This is a genomic window from Methanosalsum natronophilum (genome assembly GCF_024808815.1).
Classification (GTDB): Archaea; Halobacteriota; Methanosarcinia; order Methanosarcinales; family Methanosarcinaceae; genus Methanosalsum; species Methanosalsum natronophilum.
This window is the reverse complement of record NZ_JANUCS010000008.1, coordinates 65,355-82,872: the sequence shown is the minus strand read 5'-3', so window position 1 is coordinate 82,872 and position 17,518 is coordinate 65,355. Positions and strand designations below refer to the sequence as shown.

19 protein-coding genes are annotated in these 17,518 nt (G+C 33.7%); 14 read left to right on the top strand and 5 right to left on the bottom strand.

The features are described 5' to 3' along the window. The first annotated feature begins 325 nt into the window (after nt 1-325). The gene (locus J2T59_RS05930) at nt 326-1,780 is read left to right on the top strand and encodes a hypothetical protein (protein WP_259134894.1); all 1,455 of its coding nucleotides are present in this window, start codon (nt 326-328) and stop codon (nt 1,778-1,780) included. A 325-nt stretch (nt 1,781-2,105) separates the two neighbouring features. Here the strand turns inward: J2T59_RS05930 and J2T59_RS05925 are convergent, their stop codons facing one another. Next, nucleotides 2,106-3,725, bottom strand: coding sequence for a methylamine methyltransferase corrinoid protein reductive activase (locus tag J2T59_RS05925; protein ID WP_259134892.1), 1,620 nt, complete (start codon nt 3,723-3,725; stop codon nt 2,106-2,108). A gap of 301 nt (nt 3,726-4,026) precedes the next feature. Between J2T59_RS05925 and J2T59_RS05920 the strand changes: the two genes are divergently transcribed. Both J2T59_RS05920 and J2T59_RS05915 read left to right on the top strand, forming a co-directional pair. Further along, complete coding sequence (locus J2T59_RS05920; RefSeq protein WP_259134890.1) at nt 4,027-4,221, top strand: hypothetical protein; 195 nt, start codon at nt 4,027-4,029, stop codon at nt 4,219-4,221. Next, on the top strand, nt 4,218-5,798 hold the full coding sequence (locus J2T59_RS05915; RefSeq protein WP_259134888.1) for a Vgb family protein: 1,581 nt from the start codon (nt 4,218-4,220) through the stop codon (nt 5,796-5,798). The genes J2T59_RS05920 and J2T59_RS05915 overlap by 4 nt, the downstream gene beginning before the upstream one ends. A gap of 109 nt (nt 5,799-5,907) precedes the next feature. On the opposite strand, the gene J2T59_RS05910 is transcribed toward J2T59_RS05915, so the two are convergent. The 3 genes from J2T59_RS05910 to J2T59_RS05900 all read right to left on the bottom strand — a co-directional run bounded on the left by J2T59_RS05910 (nt 5,908) and on the right by J2T59_RS05900 (nt 9,538). After that, the gene (locus J2T59_RS05910; RefSeq protein WP_259134901.1) at nt 5,908-7,005 is read right to left on the bottom strand and encodes a GTP-binding protein; all 1,098 of its coding nucleotides are present in this window, start codon (nt 7,003-7,005) and stop codon (nt 5,908-5,910) included. A gap of 759 nt (nt 7,006-7,764) precedes the next feature. Continuing rightward, nucleotides 7,765-8,103, bottom strand: coding sequence for a P-II family nitrogen regulator (locus tag J2T59_RS05905; protein WP_259134887.1), 339 nt, complete (start codon nt 8,101-8,103; stop codon nt 7,765-7,767). Nucleotide 8,104: 1 nt separating this feature from the next. Continuing rightward, nucleotides 8,105-9,538 carry an ammonium transporter gene (locus J2T59_RS05900; RefSeq protein WP_259134885.1) on the bottom strand — a complete coding sequence of 478 codons (1,434 nt, stop codon included), beginning with the start codon at nt 9,536-9,538 and terminating at the stop codon, nt 8,105-8,107. Nucleotides 9,539-9,927: 389 nt separating this feature from the next. Between J2T59_RS05900 and J2T59_RS05895 the strand changes: the two genes are divergently transcribed. After that, a complete protein-coding gene (locus J2T59_RS05895) occupies nt 9,928-10,506 on the top strand; it encodes a hypothetical protein (protein ID WP_259134883.1) in 579 nt (192 codons plus the stop codon). Nucleotides 10,507-10,680: 174 nt separating this feature from the next. Here the strand turns inward: J2T59_RS05895 and J2T59_RS05890 are convergent, their stop codons facing one another. Continuing rightward, nucleotides 10,681-11,421 carry a hypothetical protein gene (locus J2T59_RS05890; RefSeq protein WP_259134881.1) on the bottom strand — a complete coding sequence of 247 codons (741 nt, stop codon included), beginning with the start codon at nt 11,419-11,421 and terminating at the stop codon, nt 10,681-10,683. 83 nt (nt 11,422-11,504) lie between these two features. Between J2T59_RS05890 and J2T59_RS05885 the strand changes: the two genes are divergently transcribed. From J2T59_RS05885 to J2T59_RS05840, 10 genes are all read left to right on the top strand, one after another. Continuing rightward, on the top strand, nt 11,505-11,696 hold the full coding sequence (locus tag J2T59_RS05885; protein ID WP_259134878.1) for a hypothetical protein: 192 nt from the start codon (nt 11,505-11,507) through the stop codon (nt 11,694-11,696). Nucleotides 11,697-11,716: 20 nt separating this feature from the next. Continuing rightward, on the top strand, nt 11,717-11,887 hold the full coding sequence (locus J2T59_RS05880) for a hypothetical protein (RefSeq protein WP_259134876.1): 171 nt from the start codon (nt 11,717-11,719) through the stop codon (nt 11,885-11,887). Beyond that, a complete protein-coding gene (locus tag J2T59_RS05875; protein ID WP_259134874.1) occupies nt 11,880-12,074 on the top strand; it encodes a hypothetical protein in 195 nt (64 codons plus the stop codon). Before J2T59_RS05880 ends, J2T59_RS05875 begins: the two co-directional genes overlap by 8 nt. Beyond that, the gene (locus J2T59_RS05870; RefSeq protein WP_259134872.1) at nt 12,074-12,640 is read left to right on the top strand and encodes a hypothetical protein; all 567 of its coding nucleotides are present in this window, start codon (nt 12,074-12,076) and stop codon (nt 12,638-12,640) included. The genes J2T59_RS05875 and J2T59_RS05870 overlap by 1 nt, the downstream gene beginning before the upstream one ends. Next, a complete protein-coding gene (locus J2T59_RS05865; RefSeq protein WP_259134870.1) occupies nt 12,640-14,355 on the top strand; it encodes a DNA polymerase in 1,716 nt (571 codons plus the stop codon). Before J2T59_RS05870 ends, J2T59_RS05865 begins: the two co-directional genes overlap by 1 nt. A gap of 259 nt (nt 14,356-14,614) precedes the next feature. Continuing rightward, entirely contained in the window at nt 14,615-14,932 is a 318-nt protein-coding gene (locus J2T59_RS05860; RefSeq protein WP_259134868.1) for a helix-turn-helix domain-containing protein, read from the top strand. Further along, nucleotides 14,919-15,500, top strand: a complete 582-nt coding sequence (locus J2T59_RS05855) for a hypothetical protein (RefSeq protein WP_259134866.1) — start codon at nt 14,919-14,921, stop codon at nt 15,498-15,500. Before J2T59_RS05860 ends, J2T59_RS05855 begins: the two co-directional genes overlap by 14 nt. 439 nt (nt 15,501-15,939) lie before the next feature. Then, nucleotides 15,940-16,818: a helix-turn-helix domain-containing protein gene (locus J2T59_RS05850; protein ID WP_259134864.1), complete on the top strand. Its 879-nt coding sequence runs from the start codon at nt 15,940-15,942 to the stop codon at nt 16,816-16,818. Continuing rightward, nucleotides 16,793-16,942: a hypothetical protein gene (locus J2T59_RS05845; protein ID WP_259134862.1), complete on the top strand. Its 150-nt coding sequence runs from the start codon at nt 16,793-16,795 to the stop codon at nt 16,940-16,942. Before J2T59_RS05850 ends, J2T59_RS05845 begins: the two co-directional genes overlap by 26 nt. Then, complete coding sequence (locus J2T59_RS05840) at nt 16,939-17,412, top strand: hypothetical protein (RefSeq protein ID WP_259134861.1); 474 nt, start codon at nt 16,939-16,941, stop codon at nt 17,410-17,412. The genes J2T59_RS05845 and J2T59_RS05840 overlap by 4 nt, the downstream gene beginning before the upstream one ends. Nucleotides 17,413-17,518: the final 106 nt, after the last annotated feature.

The following is a 17,518-nucleotide window of genomic DNA, read 5'->3' as shown; positions in this document are numbered from 1 at the left end:
GCGTAATTGTGTTTGTTCTTAGTTTTTGTTGATTTTTCATCGAATAATACAAAGCTAAGAACACTTTTATTAATTGTGACTGGCAAACTTAGGTTGTACTTGAAAAAAAAGGATAATTGGATTCATATTTAATTTTTCACTTCTTAATGCATTTTTTATTTTACATTTCAGTTTAATTATTGAAATTTCATTTGTATCAACAGTTAGTTTTATAGCCATTAACTCTCTATAATGTACTAATTCTACTTAGACTTCTAATATTCGACTTATTGTACCATCCTTCTAATATGTTATTCCCATAAACTCTCATTAAAAACCCAGATATATGATTACACTTAAATCATTTATTTTAGTTGGACTTGTAATTTGTTCATGCTTAATATTTGGATGTTTAAATGTAGATGAATCCAAGTCTGTTGAGCATAATACAAATAATCAAACTAGTACTAATATCCTTGAAACTATAGATATACATTATAATAAGGAAGATAGCAATCAAAATAATAGAAGTAACAAATATAATTACAGTTGCATTAATACAACGCTACATCGAAATGAAATACTTTTTTTAAAAGGTGAATATGCACTCACAATCAACTACATTGATTACTTTGAACAATACGTAACACTTTCATCACTTTATAAAGGTGATTCATATTCAACACATTTTTTGTATACTAATGAAATTTATGAAATTAAAGATTCTAATTACGAACATACAATTTACATTATTGGCCTTGATAAAATCTATCCGGACGAAACAGCAGTTGATATAACATATGCAATACTGCCAAATATTTATCAAGATTTCGATTCTGCTGAACATCGCTTGACAAATATACCCGCAATAAAGCTTTCTCATGATCAAATGACAAGAAATTATGAGTGGAATTATAAATCTCAACCTTTCTTGTTACAAGCAACATATAATCATGCTGATTATATGTTTTATTCAGAAAGATCAAGGCAACGTACATGGGTTCATTTTGTTAAAGATCCATATCATTCGGATTTTATAGCACAACTTTCAGAACAATTAGAACTATTGGCTTACAATCATGGTTATGAACGTGATGAAATACCTTATATTGCAATCTCATTCGTACAATCATTACCTTACATAAGTGATAGTGTATCAAAAGGTTATGATCAATACGCTAGGTTTCCATTTGAAACAATGTATTATGGTGGTGGTGACTGTGAAGACTCTTCAATTTTACTTGCAGCTATACTTAACAATCTTGGATACGATGTGGCACTTATTGAGCTACCTGGACATATCGCTGTAGGTATACATGACAATGAAGGTATTTTCCATGGAAGTTATTATGAGCATGAAGGTAAAAAATATTTTTATTTAGAAACTACAAATTCTGGATGGAAACCTGGGGAAATTCCTGAAGAATTCAAAGATTCAAAGGCCATAATCTACCCAATAGAACATGGGTATCCCGAAATAGGTGTAGGTTTTAGTTGGACAGTTGAAAGTTATAGACATAAGTCATATGTAGACATAGATATAGATATTGAAAATGTGGGTTCAGAAACTGCTAATAATGTAGTTATATACACAACGCTAGAATCAATAGAAGATGGAATGGTATGGAATCACATCACAAGTAATACTATAGAAACTATTAAAGTAGATGAAAAAATAAAATATTCAGTGTCTAATCTAACATTTCCTTCAACAGAAACAACACGCATAGGTATTTGGATTTCAGGTTCAAACATGGGTACTAGGTACGTTTATAGCGATTGGTTCTCTTTAAAAACCTAAAATAAGTACTATTCTTTGAGCTGCATTGGTCTATTCTTAATCAGTTCAATAACATCAATGTTTTTTATTTTCTCTTTTTTCTATAATAGTTCACTGAACTATTTGTTCAAGCAACATATATACTATTTTTTGATTGTTCCATTATTATTTTATATTCAAAACCTCAAAACAAATACAAAAAAGTTTAAACTGGAGTATTGGCCTAAACATTACTTTCGTAAACATAGATTAATATCTCAAACAAATAAATCTTGATTATTTCTTAAAATAAAATCAAATCACTTTGTAAATAAAAAAATAATAGAAATGATGTCTTTTTTGATCTTTATTTGTCCACAACTTTTAACCTATCCCAAGTTAACTCGCCTGTAGAGCATTCTCGGACACATTTTTGGCAGTGTACACCATCACACAAGTCAGTTCTAATTAACACTTTACCAGCATCATCGATAGTGATAGCATTAGTGGGACAAACGGCAACACTGCTCTGACATTCATCTGGTTCATCTAAATCCATTGTCAGATATGTACCAACATTTTCAAGGACGTATAAACCTTCTTCTCCAAGGACTGGTATATCTTTCACAACACGTTTTTCAACTTTTGGAGATTTCTTAGGTTCATCGATTTGTGGAAGTTTTTTCTTTTTAAGGTATTTCTTAAGCATCTTGAAAGGCATACCTTCATCCCAATATGCTAACTCTAGTATATATGTATCTCTAAATGCTGGTTCAATAGCAAACATTGTGTGATGCCCAACTATTTTATTAGCAATATCTTGGAGTTGCCACAATCTGTCCTCTGAAAGTAATATTTCTCGTGACACTACAAGGGATGTATTACCAATTTGGGAAATATAATCCACATTAAATGGGCTCATTCCAAGTTTATAAGACTTTAGCGCATCTACATATGTCCCAGATGCACCGGACATGTATGCCCTTTTAACATCTGCCATATCAATACCAGCAGTATTACAAAGAGTTATATGACCAGCCCTCAGAGCCCCAAGTGCTTTCCCAGCTTCTGACAAATCCTTAGTGCTGAATTCTACACCATCTTGAAGTTTTAGTAGTCCATCAGGAGTCTGAACCTTAGGAAGAACTATTAGCCCATTTTCAATACATTTATCGATAAGAGCGATTACCCCAGTCCCGGTAATTCCTTTTGCGCGTATATCCCCCTTTTCTTTAACTTCACCTGTTTTAGGATCAACAAGATCTCCTTTAACTGCATTCATTTCTTCATTTAAAACATAGTTTCTCAAGTATCCATTTTCAAACTCAACATCTGAGATTGAAAACGGTGATGCAAGAACACCGTGTTTTATTTGCTGCCCTTCTAGTGCAGGACCTGCAGCTGCAGAACCGGTATATATCACATCACCTACTTTAAGAGCCATCTCGGCATTTGTACCGTAGTCAGTTGCAATCGCAATTTCGTCACTATCGAGCATCCCAGAAACTACCATCAAAGCTAACGCATCGGCACCTATTTCGTGTCTGATAGCTGGGGGAATGATGATTTTACACCCTTTAAATACTTCAAGGCCTTTAATCTCATCGCTTTCTAAAATATTGGCCTTTCGTTCTTTATCCTCAATATTATATTTTTGCTTCTTTCGTTCACCAGCATACGCCAGATCATCTATAGTCATACCCTGGAACAGTGATAATTGTATAGGATTTCCACATACTGAGATTCTTTCAAGATTAGATGTATCAACTTCAAGTTTTGTTATTATATGTTTTATTGCATCAATTACCAAATCATGAGTTAATGTCTGACCATAATTGATTGCAAAGTCCATATGATCCATTACATTAGCTCCAGGTATTGGGTTACGTAGTGTAATCACAGTCCTTTTTATTTCTCCTGTTTCCAAATCAATCTTATGTGCCCTAAAACCACTGGTTCCAAGGTCAAAAGCCACTCCGGTTTTCATTCAGATAACACCTCTATCCTAATTATTAGCCTAAATAAATCTTCTACAAAATGTATAACTGTTATTCTTTAAGAATATATGCATAATTTCAGTATCTATATTTTTTGGAATATAGCTTATAAATGCATTTATACAAACTATTTGCCTCTTTAAAAAGTTTTGTTTAAATAATTAAAATTAAAAAAGATACTTAATTAAAATTAAAATTCTAATTTAGCATTAGAATGATTTTATCTAATTATTTATGCTTATATAATTAAATAAAGCAAGGTTAAGATATATATCATAAGGATACTTTTATTTGAGTATTTTTTCAAATGAAATTTTATTAATTAAAAGTGTATCTGATTTTATTGGGACTGATAATAATAAAAACGATACTATACGCATAGAACTGTTAAATTCCAATTCTTTTGATTTCATACCTTTGAATTCAAAAAGGATATTTGAACCTGGATTGCGTTTAGTTGATTTGAGTGGAGGTATAATAAAATGAAATTAAAAATTAGTATGATATTAGTGATCCTGCTAAGCTTAGCCATGCTCCTTGCAATGGTATCTTCTGCAGGAGCACAGGAAGGGGATATTCTTGAAGACAACTTCGGTTTTGTCCCAAACTCCTGGGATGCAAGTGTATCTAAGGTGGACCTGGCGAATTTTACAGAAGTGGCACGTTACTATACAGCACCTCGTGATGGGGTAGATGTCAGATCTTGGCGAACCAACCGTATAGCCATGGATGCTGAGGGCAATGCATGGGTACTGAATACAGGGACTGATGCTTTCAGGTATGACCCTCCAGAAGGACTTCAGGGACAAGTGATTCGTATTCAGGGTGATACTGAAGGTCTAGCTAACACCCATGCATATCCGAATTCTGTCTTGGATTTTGGTACTGATGATGCTGTTCAAGTCTTTAATGTTAGTGGAATAAACGATATGCCTAGAGCAATCGCGGTTGATGTTGATGGATACATTTGGGTTGGTTTCTATGGCAGTGGTGAATTACACAAGTATAACTATACTGAGAATGGAAATTTGGAGCTTCTCGAGAGCTTTAGTCCAGGGGATTCAACCATCAGTTTCTATGAAATTAAATTTGCTCCAAACGGTGAACTTTTCATATCCAGCCGTAGTTCAACTCCAGATGTTTCAGGTGATTTCGGCATTTGGCGATTTGATGGTGAGGAATTCTATCATGAACAGGGCTTTAATTCTCCATATGGATTGCTCATATCTGATGAAGGAATAGTTTATGCAACTTCTTACAACGATGTTTTGAGAATTAGGGATACTGATGGAACATGGAGTCAGGTTAGTATTTCTGAAGCACAGAATCTGCGTGGTATGTCCTTCGATGATTCAGGTAAGATATGGATCGCTAGCACTGATGGTGCTAGTGGTGGTGACCGAGTATTCTGGTTTGATCCACAAGATAACTCAAGTGACTATATAACATTGGATGATGGAAACACTCCAGTGGGTGTTGGTAAGGATGCAGCTGGTAATATGTGGGCTGTTTGTCGTACCGATGATGCAGACAACGGATTTATAGAGGCAATCAATGCTACCGAAAAGACAGTCATAGGTTCTATAGAGTTAGGACCTCGTCCATACGCATATGGTGATTTCACACGAACAACCCCATTAGTTGCACCTAACATTAGTATCAAAAAGTTCACCAATGGTATAGATGCTATGACTCCGCCAGGGCCTTGGGTACTAATTGGTCAGCCAGTTAAATGGACCTTTAATGTAACTAATACTGGTGATGTGAATCTCACTAGTGTGACAGTTAAAGATAACAAACTTGGCACTATAGGAGAAAAAGATGAACTTTCAGTTGGTGAATCTGTGATTTTTGAGAAAACTGGTATTGCAAAGCCCTTCCAGCAGAATAACACAGCTAGAGTGACAGGATGGTATGAAGAGATTGAAGTGAATGATAGTGATCCAAGCCACTATTTCGGATATAGTGGATATAATAATGGAGTACCAACAGCTGCTGGTCTTCTAAGTGTTATTTTTATTGGAATATCCGTTTTGATGTATATGGGAAGGAACAAAGACTAATTATAAAAGAAATAAATGGTTTTAATCCATTTATTTTTTATTTACCCTTAAATCCACTTTGGATATAATAAAATTACATTCTTCTGTTCAACTGAAAATAACAGTAACCTCAGTGATCATTCTCGTGTTTTAGGTCATCATCAAATGATTTTAATACTGTCATCTTTCTTTTACTGAACACCAGTTTTATATTCTCATCCACAATATGCCTAAGCTTATCTTCATCTATACCTGAAACTGCTGTAAGTATCTTGAAATGAGGTTTATTCTCAGATAGTTTATCTATTAGTTCAATTGTAGGCTCTTGTGTATATGAAGTTATACTGCTCTTTACTGTCGTTTCTCGTGTCTCCAAAAACATTTTTATATGGCCAACAAATTCAGGAGTTTCTCTAACTATATCTGCCTTAAGATTTTGAGCAACTTCGAAAGTTATCGATTTAGCATTATCAATCTCTATATCATCAACCTTTATCAGATAGTTATTTGCATAACTTGCTAGACCAGAGTAACGACTATCATAATGCGTATGTCCATCTAATTCCTCTATTTCTAATATAGTGGGAGATTCTGTTTCATCAACATCAATTTTAGTATCTAAATATATTTTTTTTTCATCATCTGTAGGTACAATTTTATTGACAAGCTCATTAAAACCTTGATCATTGGGGGCCGCAGTCATTTTAATAATAGTTGCATTCTTGTTAAGCTGGCGTACAGATTCCTCAATTATAGGTACTTCAATAGGCTTAATTAAATCAATTTTATTGATGACCATAATCTCAGCATCCTCTATTTGTCTCAGTGCATAGTTTTTTACCGATTTCATAATATCTGTAAATCGACTGCCATCGATTAATGTAACCAAAGGTGCGATTTCAACAGAGTCCTTTAAATTCATAAGCTCTATGTTTTGTTTTATCATATTAGGAAATGCGATACCCGAAGGTTCAACTAATAGGTAATCAGGTGAAAATGAGTTATAGAGTTCTGTAATTGTTGTTTTCATATCAACTTTAAGTGTGCAGCAAATACAACCACTAGTAATCTCTTTAGTATTTAGCCCAAATTTATTTATTATATCACTATCAATTCCAACTTGGCCAACCTCATTCACAACGATAGCAACTTTGCTCCCCTCGTCTGCTAGATATTTACCAAGAGTTATCAATGTAGTGGTCTTACCACTACCTAAAAAGCCACCAATTATAATCGCTTTAATCTGATCTCCCCCTTTTTTAGAACTTATTGGGATCTATAAGAAAAGTTTTTCTTTTACTCACTTTATAGTCATAGTCCTTGCTAATATTTTAATCAAACATAACATGAACCTATGTTTTACTATATTATTGAAATATAAATAATTATCTTGATTTGTTGTATGAACTCCAAATTATTTATTTAGTCTACTTAATATCGAATCGAGATAAATAGGATATAAGAATTCTTTATTGAGCAAACTAAATTATATCGATTGATAACTAATATCTGTGCCAAAACAGTATATAGATTGCTTAACACTTATTTTCATGATATGTATCAAAAATATTTATTTTGGAAACGTATTAATAATCTTATATGTTTTACTAAGAAATACTGATGATAGTTTTTTAATGTTATAATAAGTCTGACTCATTATAGCTAATACACGTACTACTAATAAAGCTTTAATACCAATTTTAATTCTGTCTCATTTTATTTTGATTCTCTTTATCTACATACCAGTACTATGTCCTTTAAGAGAATATAATAAGTACGTATAGTATTGAAAGCAAACTTAAAAGCACTTTATTAACTCCCAATATCTTTACGGCACAATGTTTGAAAATAGGCGTTTGAAGTGAGAAGCCATTAAAAATTGAAATATAGGCTATTGATTCAAGTAAAAATCCTAAAATAGCGTTAGACATTGGACGAGCAGAGGAGAATCCCAGGAAAGTTAAATCAAAAAAAATAAAGTGCACTATTAAAGTGCACTCTCATCCTTGTCTCCTGTTCGTATACGAATTGCTGATTCAACAGGAGAAACGAATATCTTCCCATCACCAATTGTCCCAGTAGCCGCACTTGTCTTGATAACCTCAACTAGTTTTTCAACATCTTTATCAGGCACAACCATCTCAATTTTTATTTTTGGAATTAAGTCAACACTATAGGTTCGACCTCTCCATTGTTGTACCACTCCTTTTTGTTTACCACGTCCTTCAACATGTGCAACTGTCATACTTGAAATCCCTATTGATTCAAGAGCATCTTTTACATTAGGAAACATCTTATTCCTGATAATTGCTTCAATCTTTTTCATCTCAGTCACCTATTTCTCCATCTTCTAAAATATATTCAGGGTAAGCTTGCACTCCATGTTCACATATATCCAACCCAATAATCTCTTCAGTTTCCGAAACTCTCATGCCTATAGTAGCATCAATTAACTTAAAAACCAAATATGATACACCAAAAGCCCATATTATTGTAAACAGGACACCAACCATTTGAATTATAAACTGATTAATACCACCATATATCAATCCTGCACCTTCTGCTGCATATACTGCATCCACAAGAATTCCATTACCTATACCTACAGAAAATATCCCTACAGACAACAATCCCCAGCTCCCAGCATACCCATGTACGGCGATTGCACCTACAGGATCATCGACCTTAAGAACATTTTCATTAAACATAACTCCTGAATATAGAATAATACCACCAACAATTCCTATAACTATAGCTGCCCAATTCTCTACTGAGCCACATGGAGCAGTTATAGAAACAAGGCCTGCAAGTAACCCATTTGCTGTTAATGACGGGTCGGGTTTACCTACCTTTTTCCAGGTGATCAATAATACTGTCAAAGCTCCAGCAGCTGCAGACAAGAACGTGTTCACTATGACCAAGTTCATGTATGCATCATTTCCATCTAATGTACTACCACCATTAAACCCTATCCAGCCAAAAGCAAGTATTAATGTACCTAAGAAAGCAAAAGTAAGACTGTGACCAGGTATCACTTGTGGAACACCGTTCTTGAACTTTCCAATACGAGCACCCACCACAATTGCACCTGCTAAAGCAGCATAACCGCCGATAGAGTGTACAACTCCTGAACCTGCAAAGTCATGTAATGCAGCACCTATTAAAGTTACTATGGGGCTTTCAGATCCTGACAATAAAGATAACTGTTCATCACCCCATACCCAGTGACCATGTATAGGATAAATCAAAGCTACCATTACAATTGTAAATGCTATATAAGCTTTTAAAGACGTTCTTTCAGCCAAAGCACCTGATACTATAGTTGCAGCAGTTGCTGCAAATACCATTTGGAACCACCACTCATTCCATAAAGAGTTATCAGCACCAGATAACAAGAACTGATCAGTTCCAACAAGACCTGAAGCTGAAGCACCATACATTATTCCCCAACCTATAATCCAGTATATAATAACGCCAAGTGAAATGGTGATCAGATTTTTCATTAAGATATTAGCAGTATTTTTAGTCCTTGTAAGTCCAGATTCCAATAATGAGAAACCTGCGTGCATAAAAAATACAATAGCTCCTGCTAAGATAAGCCATACAAAAGTTAAAGCTGTTTCCAGATTTGCAATCGATTCTGCTGTTTCATCAATGTTAGCTGCAGATACTGGAGCTACAAAAACAAAACATAGAACAAGTGCAGTGATCAGAACTGTTCTAAGGTAAGATACTTTTTTTGTGTTTAAGTTATCTATCATATATTTCACCTATCAGGTAAACAGTAACCTATTACCGGTTTAATATTATTTATAGTTTTTGTATAAGAAGGTTTTGATTATAAAATTAAACCCTAAAAAATCTGTTAGAAAATTCATTAAAAAATCGTTGCTACAATATAAGATTATTTTTTATAGATTTACTGTAGTTGAAATTTTAATAACCAATAGATTATAGTATATTCATACTTCAGCCCTATGTTCAAGCCAAAAGCCAGATTACCATAAATTCTCAAAAGATAATGTGAAATTGATTGATATATTCAATCCTAAAGGTATTAATCCTAAACTGAAAAGCCTCCGAAAAGTTATATATAACACAGTTACGTTTATATAAATATAATAATATTTTTTAATAGTTGAGGCATTAAATGAAATCGAAAATTGTTTTACTCATATTAGTTCTATCTACAGTCCTTTTACTTAGTGGCTGTGTTGATATGACCATAGATTCAAAAATTGACAGAGATGGAAATATAAATCACTATGATATTAAGTTAGAAATGGATAGTATAACTTATGACTTAATTAATGAAGAAGAACCATTAGAACAAGAAGTCGAGCGAATGGGTGGTACTTATAGCGAAACCTGGGAAGAAGGAACAGTCACTGTAATTATGGAATTTGATAATGCTGATCCTGAAATAATCGAAGTTACTTCTAGAGTCGAAAATGGTTACCTGGTTTTTGAAGATAAACTTGCAAGTGATAGGCTACAAATGTATTCCGGTTTCACACTAACTTACAATTTAGAAATGCCTGGGCCAATAGTAGAAACTAATGCCGATGTAGTATCAGAGAACACCGCTCAATGGAACATATCAGGTCCTGGGGAACTAGAAACAATTTATGCCAAGAGTGAAATCCCCACAATACCTATGCCTGGAGCCTATGTGTTAATACTTATTCTAGCTGTATTTGGACTAGCTCTTATCAAATATAGACATTAAAAATATGTCTATATCTTCAAACCTTTTATTTTAATTGCTCCTAAAAAATGTTGTAGATTTTTCTTCTACTTCTGATTATAGCTTGTATTATTTTATGTAGTTATTATTCTAATAGCCAACTGTTTTGTGTAGTTATTAAAATATACTATATTTACTAAATCTATATATATGTTTTTAAGAAATATCCCAATCTTCGATTGATTCTTCCGGTGTATCTGGATAGTCTTTCTCAGACAGTTCAAAAATCCTTTGTTCCTCTTCCCACCAATCTTCATATTCTTTTAGTGCATTAGGCGTTAAAGCTTCAGGGTTTAGTACTTCATTCATATATTCAGGGAAACTGTTCCAATGTTGCCAAAACTTCTTTTCGCTTTCTGGTGTGATGGGAATGTCTTCTAAGTACTTTGCAAGCATTTCGATGTAAGGTAATAAACCAAGCTCTAAATAGGTATGTAACCTTTTTTTTGATTCCTCTTTGTTTCCCTTGTAGTTTGTATATCGGACAAGTTCACTTATAAGTGGTTTCAATATATCTGTATGAACAGCACCAGACAAAAGAAAGGCTATTTCTGTATTTCTTCTTTGGGAAGATTTTTTAGAATCTATATCATTAACCCCTTTTTTCCAAAATGCTAAATAACGTTCTTTAGACTTTAAAGAAGAAGAGCGAGCATAAACAAACCCCTTTCTACCTCTACCACCTTCGGTTTGAGGTAAAGAAAGCACATGATCTAAATGTATTAAACTTTGAAGTGCATTATGTAAGGTGGTTTTACTCATTTTTTTTGTCTCGTACTTGATTATACGTTTATAAATATCTGTAAAGCCTAGAGGCCCTTCTTCAAAGCTTGGAACGTATTTTAAAACTATATCTAGGCTTTGTTTTCTTTTTTGTTTATTTGATAAATTTACCATACTAACACCTTGAATATTTTTTAGTACTATCTGTTAGTATTATTTATAATATTTCTACCATATATAGTTATCGAGGTATGAACATGCCTGAAATAAGAAAATTACAAAAAAACAACAAAGGCCAATACTGGTTGGGTGTGCCTGTACACTTAATCAGGCTTTGGGGATTTGAAAAGGGTCAACCTTTCAATGTATCGATGGAAAACAACAAATTGATTATTTCACCGGCAACAGACGATGGCCGCAAACCTAAGCCTGCTACCGATGAAAACTAGATCCTTTGGAGGAAACTAGCATGTTACAGAATAACACAACTAATAAAAAGGATTTGCAAGTTTGGGCTTTTAAGTTTTTGGAAGAAAAAGAAGAAAGTGTATCGTATTTGAAAAAATTTGGCTCACCTTTTGAAAGGGCTTTAATGGAAACTGTTGAAGAACTCGCAGAGGGGGAGTTAACAAATGGGTGAAAAAAGAGTTCAGGCCTCGGCAAAAGGCCTTGGAAAAAACTTGTGTGCATATAGAAATATGCATTCCAAGTATAAAAATGATACCTATATTTTGAAAAAATACAATTCACTTGTAGACGACCTAATTTTAGAAAGAGAAACAAAAGACGTTGTTTCTTGGGTTAAGTTGCCTTGGAGGTGCATTTAATGCCTTTTAATTTTGAAGATATCAAGTTAGATGCAAGTTTCGACCAAAACTTTGCAACTAAAAAAATAATCACAAAGATTCCAGTTAGAAAACCAAACAAAACAGAATTCTTTCAAATTCGAGACGATCCTGACTGGCAAATAGATACACTTCTAGTTGACCTAAATGATGGTGATGATGAAAAATATTTAGTTTTGCCAGAGTTTGCACCCGAATTGGAAGCTTTAGGCTTGTTGAAAAAAGTTAGAATTTATACAGCAATAACATATTCAACAAATATTTTATTAATTTCTGAAGTGGCTCTTCCAGATGCAGACGGAAAACATAACGAATACAATCGTTCCAGACTGGAAGCTTACGAAATTGCTAAAACAAAATGGATTAAAATTGTTGCAAACAGATCTATTGGAACCTATGAAAGACACGAACCTTTAGCAAAATTAGATGAACCTATTTGGCCCGAAGAGCCAAAAACATTCAATGATGCTTTGAACCTAGCTTTTAAAGATAAGTTAATCGACTCTTCTGACCACCCAGTTTTGAAAAAGTTAAGGGGTGAAGTTTAATGAAGTTTAATGAAACTTGGGTTGTTGACTTTGAATTTCTGGCACCAAAGGGGGAAAGGCAAGAACCAATTTGTGTTGTTGCTCAATGTGTTGAAACTGGTAAAACTGTTAAACAATGGTTGGAGGATAAACCAAAAAATCCTCCATTCCCAGTTAATGAAAATACATTATTGGTTGCATATTATTCAAGTGCAGAATGGCGTTGCCACTTAAATTTAAATTGGGATTTACCACAAAACGTAATTGATCTATATGCAGAATTTAGAACAATTACTAATGGCATACCAGGAATTAGAAGAGGTCTTTTAGCTGCATGCAGTACGTTTGGAATACAATCAGTATCAGATGTTTATAAAGATGGTATGAGAGATAGAATTCTTGAAGGTCCACCATATACCGATGAAGAAAAACAAAATATCTTGGAATATTGTGCTTCCGATGTTGAAGCAACTGTTGAGTTATACAAAGCAATGAAGCCTGAATTAAATCAAGATTTGGCTTTATTGCGGGGTATGTATATGGTTGCAGTTGCTGAAATGGAATATTTTGGTATACCAATAGATATCAATTTTTACAAGAAACTTCAAAACAACTTTGAAAATTTAAAAATGGAGCTCATAACTGAAACTGACAAGGAATTTGGTATTTATGAAGGTACAACTTTTAAACTTGATAGGTTTGAAGATTATCTTGCAAAAAGAGGTATTAACTGGCCACGAACTGAAACTGGAAAGCTAAGAACCGATGATGATACTTTCAAGGATATGGTTAAAAAATACCCCGAACTTCAAAGTTTAAGAGATCTTCGATATATTCTTGGTCAATTGAAATTAAATAAGTTGGCTGTTGGTTCTGACGGAAGAAATAGATGTATGCTTTCGCCTTTTGGAACAAAAACTGGAAGAAATACACCCAGTAATGCAAACTTTATTTTTGGGCCTGCTGTTTGGCTCAGAGGGTTAATAAAACCGGAACCAGAAAAAACGCTTGCGTATATTGATTATTCGCAACAAGAATTCGCTATTGCAGCAGCTCTGTCAAACGACGAAAAAATGAAAGAAGCATATACTTCTGGGGATCCTTACCTTGCACTTGCTAAATATGCCGGCGCAGCTCCAAAAGAAGCAACAAAAGAAACCCACAAAGAAGTTAGAGATGCCTTTAAAGCTTGTACTTTGGGAGTCCAGTATGGAATGAAATCCCATTCATTAGCTATGAGGCTAGGAAAAACACCCGCACATGCTAAAGAATTACTTAGGCACCACAGAAGAGTTTTTGCAAAATACTGGAATTGGAGTGAGCAATATTTCAACGTTGCACTTCTCTCAAAAAAAATGCAAACTTGTTTTGGTTGGACATGCCGAACTATTGGTATAAATTCAAAAGAGGATACCATAAAAAACTGGCCAATGCAAGCAGCCGGCGCTGAAATTTTAAGGATAGCTACCATTTTCTTAAGGCAGGAGGGGATAAAAGTAATTGCTCCGGTTCATGATGCTCTACTTGTTGAGTGCTATACAAGTGAGGTTGACGAGATTATTCCTTTTGCTCAAAAGTTAATGGAAGATGCTAGTGAGGTTGTTTTAGGTTCTGGTAATAGGGTAAAAACCGATGTTGATCTTATTTCATTTCCAGATAGATACATGGACCCTAGAGGAAGAGATACCTGGGATAAAGTAAATAGAATTTTAGATAACTTGGAGGGAAAGAAATGACAACTTTCCCTTTTACACCTATACAACTTTGTCCTAAGTACCTATACAACTTTGTCCTAAGTACCTATACAACTTTGTCCTTTTACCTATACAACTTTGTCCTTTTACCTATACAACTTTGTCCTACCCGTCTAATATATTGTATATTATATATTCTATTTATCTTTTGGATATATTATAATAATATATTACAATACACTTCTGGATTGTATAGATATACGGGATATATTGGAATAGGTTCTAACTGGAGGGGTTGATAATGGGCACCCAAAAAGAACCTTTTGTTCCAAATATTCCAAAAAGATATATTGAAAAACTGGCAAAGCTTCCTTGTACTTCTTTTAGGTTGTTTGTTTGTGTTTGGTATGTTTCTAGGGTTAAGAAATCTACAAAGGACCTTAAATTAAGTAAAAAAGAACTGGAATCTTTTGGGATATGTCGAAGAACCTTATCCCGAGCATTAGATAAATTGGAAGCTGAAGGGGTGGTTGTAAGTGATAGGTCTGTTGGTAGATCCCCCAGGATAACTTTAAGCGAAGATTGGCTTCGAGGGGGTGAACTGGTTGATTCCCAGTAATACTTCCGATCCATACCTTCATGAACTATTCAAGGCTGCAATTTTGTATGATTGCCATAAAGTATTTGGTGAATTTTTAGTTGCATATCCAACAACAGCTTTGAAGAAATATACCATTGTTGAATCTCGACAAGAATATGATTTAAAAAGCCATATTGGAAGGGCCTTATACTTTGCTAAAAGAAATAATGATTTTATAAACCATAAAATCTGCGATGTTGTTTGGGTCCTTGAAAAAAAGAGCTTTGATTCAGAAAACACTATTCAACCACCTATTCAAAAAAGAATTATTCACGAGGTAAAAACAGGGAAAGCGAATGTGTTTGAGATATATAAACAATATAAAGGATTGAAATATGGTTTATCAAACACTATTACTGGTATGGACCCTCTTTGGATTTGGGGTTGGCGGACAAAACTTGATTTTACTATTCCAGTAAATGAGCTTGATACAGATTTGGCTAAGAGTTTCGAATCTGCAAAGAAGCAAAAACGTTTGCGGATTTTAAATTTAAATTTAATAAAACCGTTGTTAGATGAAAAACTTTTAAAGATAACTGGGAGGTGAATGTTGTCGGGTTATGAACTAACAATTTTTGCAAATATGTGTGAAATAAATATTTAACTGTGCGTATAAAAATATATTCGGCATCAAGCCCTCAAGGTAACCATATAGAAAACACACAAAAACGCATAGCTAAAAAGCTTTTTTTTAAATTTTAATAACTATTGGTTATAAAAAAATTAACTTTTTATACTATAAACTATATATTATAGCTTAGATAGTGGTTTTAAAATAAAGTTCTTTGTTGAAAAATCACTATCTAACCCCCACTTAGAAGGCTTATATGTTTCTGGGTGGTGGTCGACCGGCAAAATTGTTTGAGGCATAATATAATATAATTAGAAATATGGCAAATTTTTGATTAAATCGAGAGGAAGCTAACGGTTTCAACAAAAAAAGAAATAAAAACATAAATCTGACATCAAAAAGTGGTGGTATCAATTTGTTGATAAATAAAATTGATTTTAAAGATTCTTACTTGCTAAACTTCTTTAAAAATAGAGAAAGAAATAAGCGAGATGTGAAAATGATTATAACTGCAAGAAACTCCGAAACAGGTACAGGAAAAACTACACTTGCGGTTTGTCTTGCAAGAGCTATGGATCCTAACTGGTCTGCTGAAAGGGCTTGTTTTGATATTAATACTTATATTAAATTATACGAAACGCTTCCTGCAGGTTCATGTATTATTTTAGATGAAGGCGAGCAAGCAGCAGATAATAGAAGGTCGATGACAAACAATAACGTAAATCTTACTCATGCCTGGGCAATGTTAAGGTACAGGCAAATTCATACAATAGTAACTTTACCCACAACTTCAATGCTTGACAAAAGAATGTTAGAATTAGCTGACATCAGGGTCCATGTTATAAGAAGGGGTGTTGCCGATGTAAAAAGGGTTACTGTGGACGACAATGATGGAACACTATATCAACAAAAAGTCGAAATTGTGCAATGGGGATCTTTAGATAAAGACGTTGAATATAAGAAAATGTGTGATATGAAACACGATTACACTTTACAATATTTCAATAGATTTGGGCTTTCAATAAATTCTGTGTCTCCAGAGGAAAAAGTGAAAAAGCTTTCAAGCAAGGTTAAAAAACTAGAAAAAGAGAAAGAAGAAGAAATCGAATCTTTGAAAAAAGAATTTTCAAATAAATCAAAGTTTGAGCTTGTAGAAAGGGAGTCTGAAATTGCAAAAAAGCTTTTAGAAATTGAGGGTTTTAGTCAAAGAAAAATTGCTAAAGTTTTAGGTGTATCGAGGGATACAGTTTCCAGAAGGTTAGAAAATAATGAAGGTGCCACAAATGCCTCTTGAACTCACAAAAGAAGAGTATGAAAGGTTAAAACAGTTTTTAGAAAAACCTCACAACGTACCAAGACCAAGAACAAAAAAATATCAAATCAAGTTTAAAATAAAAGCAGGGAGGAACTTAAAATGACAACGATAGAAAAGCAAGCTTATGACTATGGAAGGTCGGCTGCACTAAAACAAATTCAAGAAGCCCAAGAAGCTGCAACTTATGCAATTAACGAAGTAAGATTTGCGAAGCTTGAAAATAGACCTCTTAGAATGAGTACAGGGAAAGTTTTGGGGTGTTTGGTTTACTTTTATAATATCATGAAACCATACTTGAAGAAATACTTACCAGAATCTTTTGAAGAGGTTCGTACTTTTGAAGACTTAATCAACTCACCACCACAATACAGAGTTGAAGAAGGAATTTTAACGGATCGTACAATAAAAATTTCGTTGTTCGATACTATTGGTTTTGAAGCTATTAACGCTTATTATAGTTCACTATACAATGCTTATGTCGAAATGGGTTGGGGTGTGCCTTCGCCAAAAAAAATAGATGTTTGCACCTATTCAAACCCGGAGGCAGTTAATGAGGAAGATTTGGGGGTTTAAAATTTTGGAAAATGAACGAAATAGCTATGATGATGTAATAACAGTTTTAAAGTTTTTTATTTGTTTTGCTGCAGGATTTTATATTTTAACTTCGATAATTTAAGGA

Bases quoted from the DNA above. Each gene is read 5' to 3' on its own strand.
- J2T59_RS05845 (WP_259134862.1), top strand. From the start codon at position 16,793: ATGAAGGTGCCACAAATGCCTCTTGAACTCACAAAAGAAGAGTATGAA.
- J2T59_RS05880 (WP_259134876.1), top strand. From the start codon at position 11,717: ATGTTACAGAATAACACAACTAATAAAAAGGATTTGCAAGTTTGGGCT.
- J2T59_RS05925 (WP_259134892.1), bottom strand. From the start codon at position 3,725: ATGAAAACCGGAGTGGCTTTTGACCTTGGAACCAGTGGTTTTAGGGCA.
- J2T59_RS05870 (WP_259134872.1), top strand. From the start codon at position 12,074: ATGCCTTTTAATTTTGAAGATATCAAGTTAGATGCAAGTTTCGACCAA.
- J2T59_RS05885 (WP_259134878.1), top strand. From the start codon at position 11,505: ATGCCTGAAATAAGAAAATTACAAAAAAACAACAAAGGCCAATACTGG.
- J2T59_RS05895 (WP_259134883.1), top strand. From the start codon at position 9,928: ATGAAATCGAAAATTGTTTTACTCATATTAGTTCTATCTACAGTCCTT.
- J2T59_RS05860 (WP_259134868.1), top strand. From the start codon at position 14,615: ATGGGCACCCAAAAAGAACCTTTTGTTCCAAATATTCCAAAAAGATAT.
- J2T59_RS05915 (WP_259134888.1), top strand. From the start codon at position 4,218: ATGAAATTAAAAATTAGTATGATATTAGTGATCCTGCTAAGCTTAGCC.
- J2T59_RS05890 (WP_259134881.1), bottom strand. From the start codon at position 11,421: ATGGTAAATTTATCAAATAAACAAAAAAGAAAACAAAGCCTAGATATA.
- J2T59_RS05840 (WP_259134861.1), top strand. From the start codon at position 16,939: ATGACAACGATAGAAAAGCAAGCTTATGACTATGGAAGGTCGGCTGCA.
- J2T59_RS05905 (WP_259134887.1), bottom strand. From the start codon at position 8,103: ATGAAAAAGATTGAAGCAATTATCAGGAATAAGATGTTTCCTAATGTA.
- J2T59_RS05865 (WP_259134870.1), top strand. From the start codon at position 12,640: ATGAAGTTTAATGAAACTTGGGTTGTTGACTTTGAATTTCTGGCACCA.
- J2T59_RS05930 (WP_259134894.1), top strand. From the start codon at position 326: ATGATTACACTTAAATCATTTATTTTAGTTGGACTTGTAATTTGTTCA.
- J2T59_RS05900 (WP_259134885.1), bottom strand. From the start codon at position 9,538: ATGATAGATAACTTAAACACAAAAAAAGTATCTTACCTTAGAACAGTT.
- J2T59_RS05875 (WP_259134874.1), top strand. From the start codon at position 11,880: ATGGGTGAAAAAAGAGTTCAGGCCTCGGCAAAAGGCCTTGGAAAAAAC.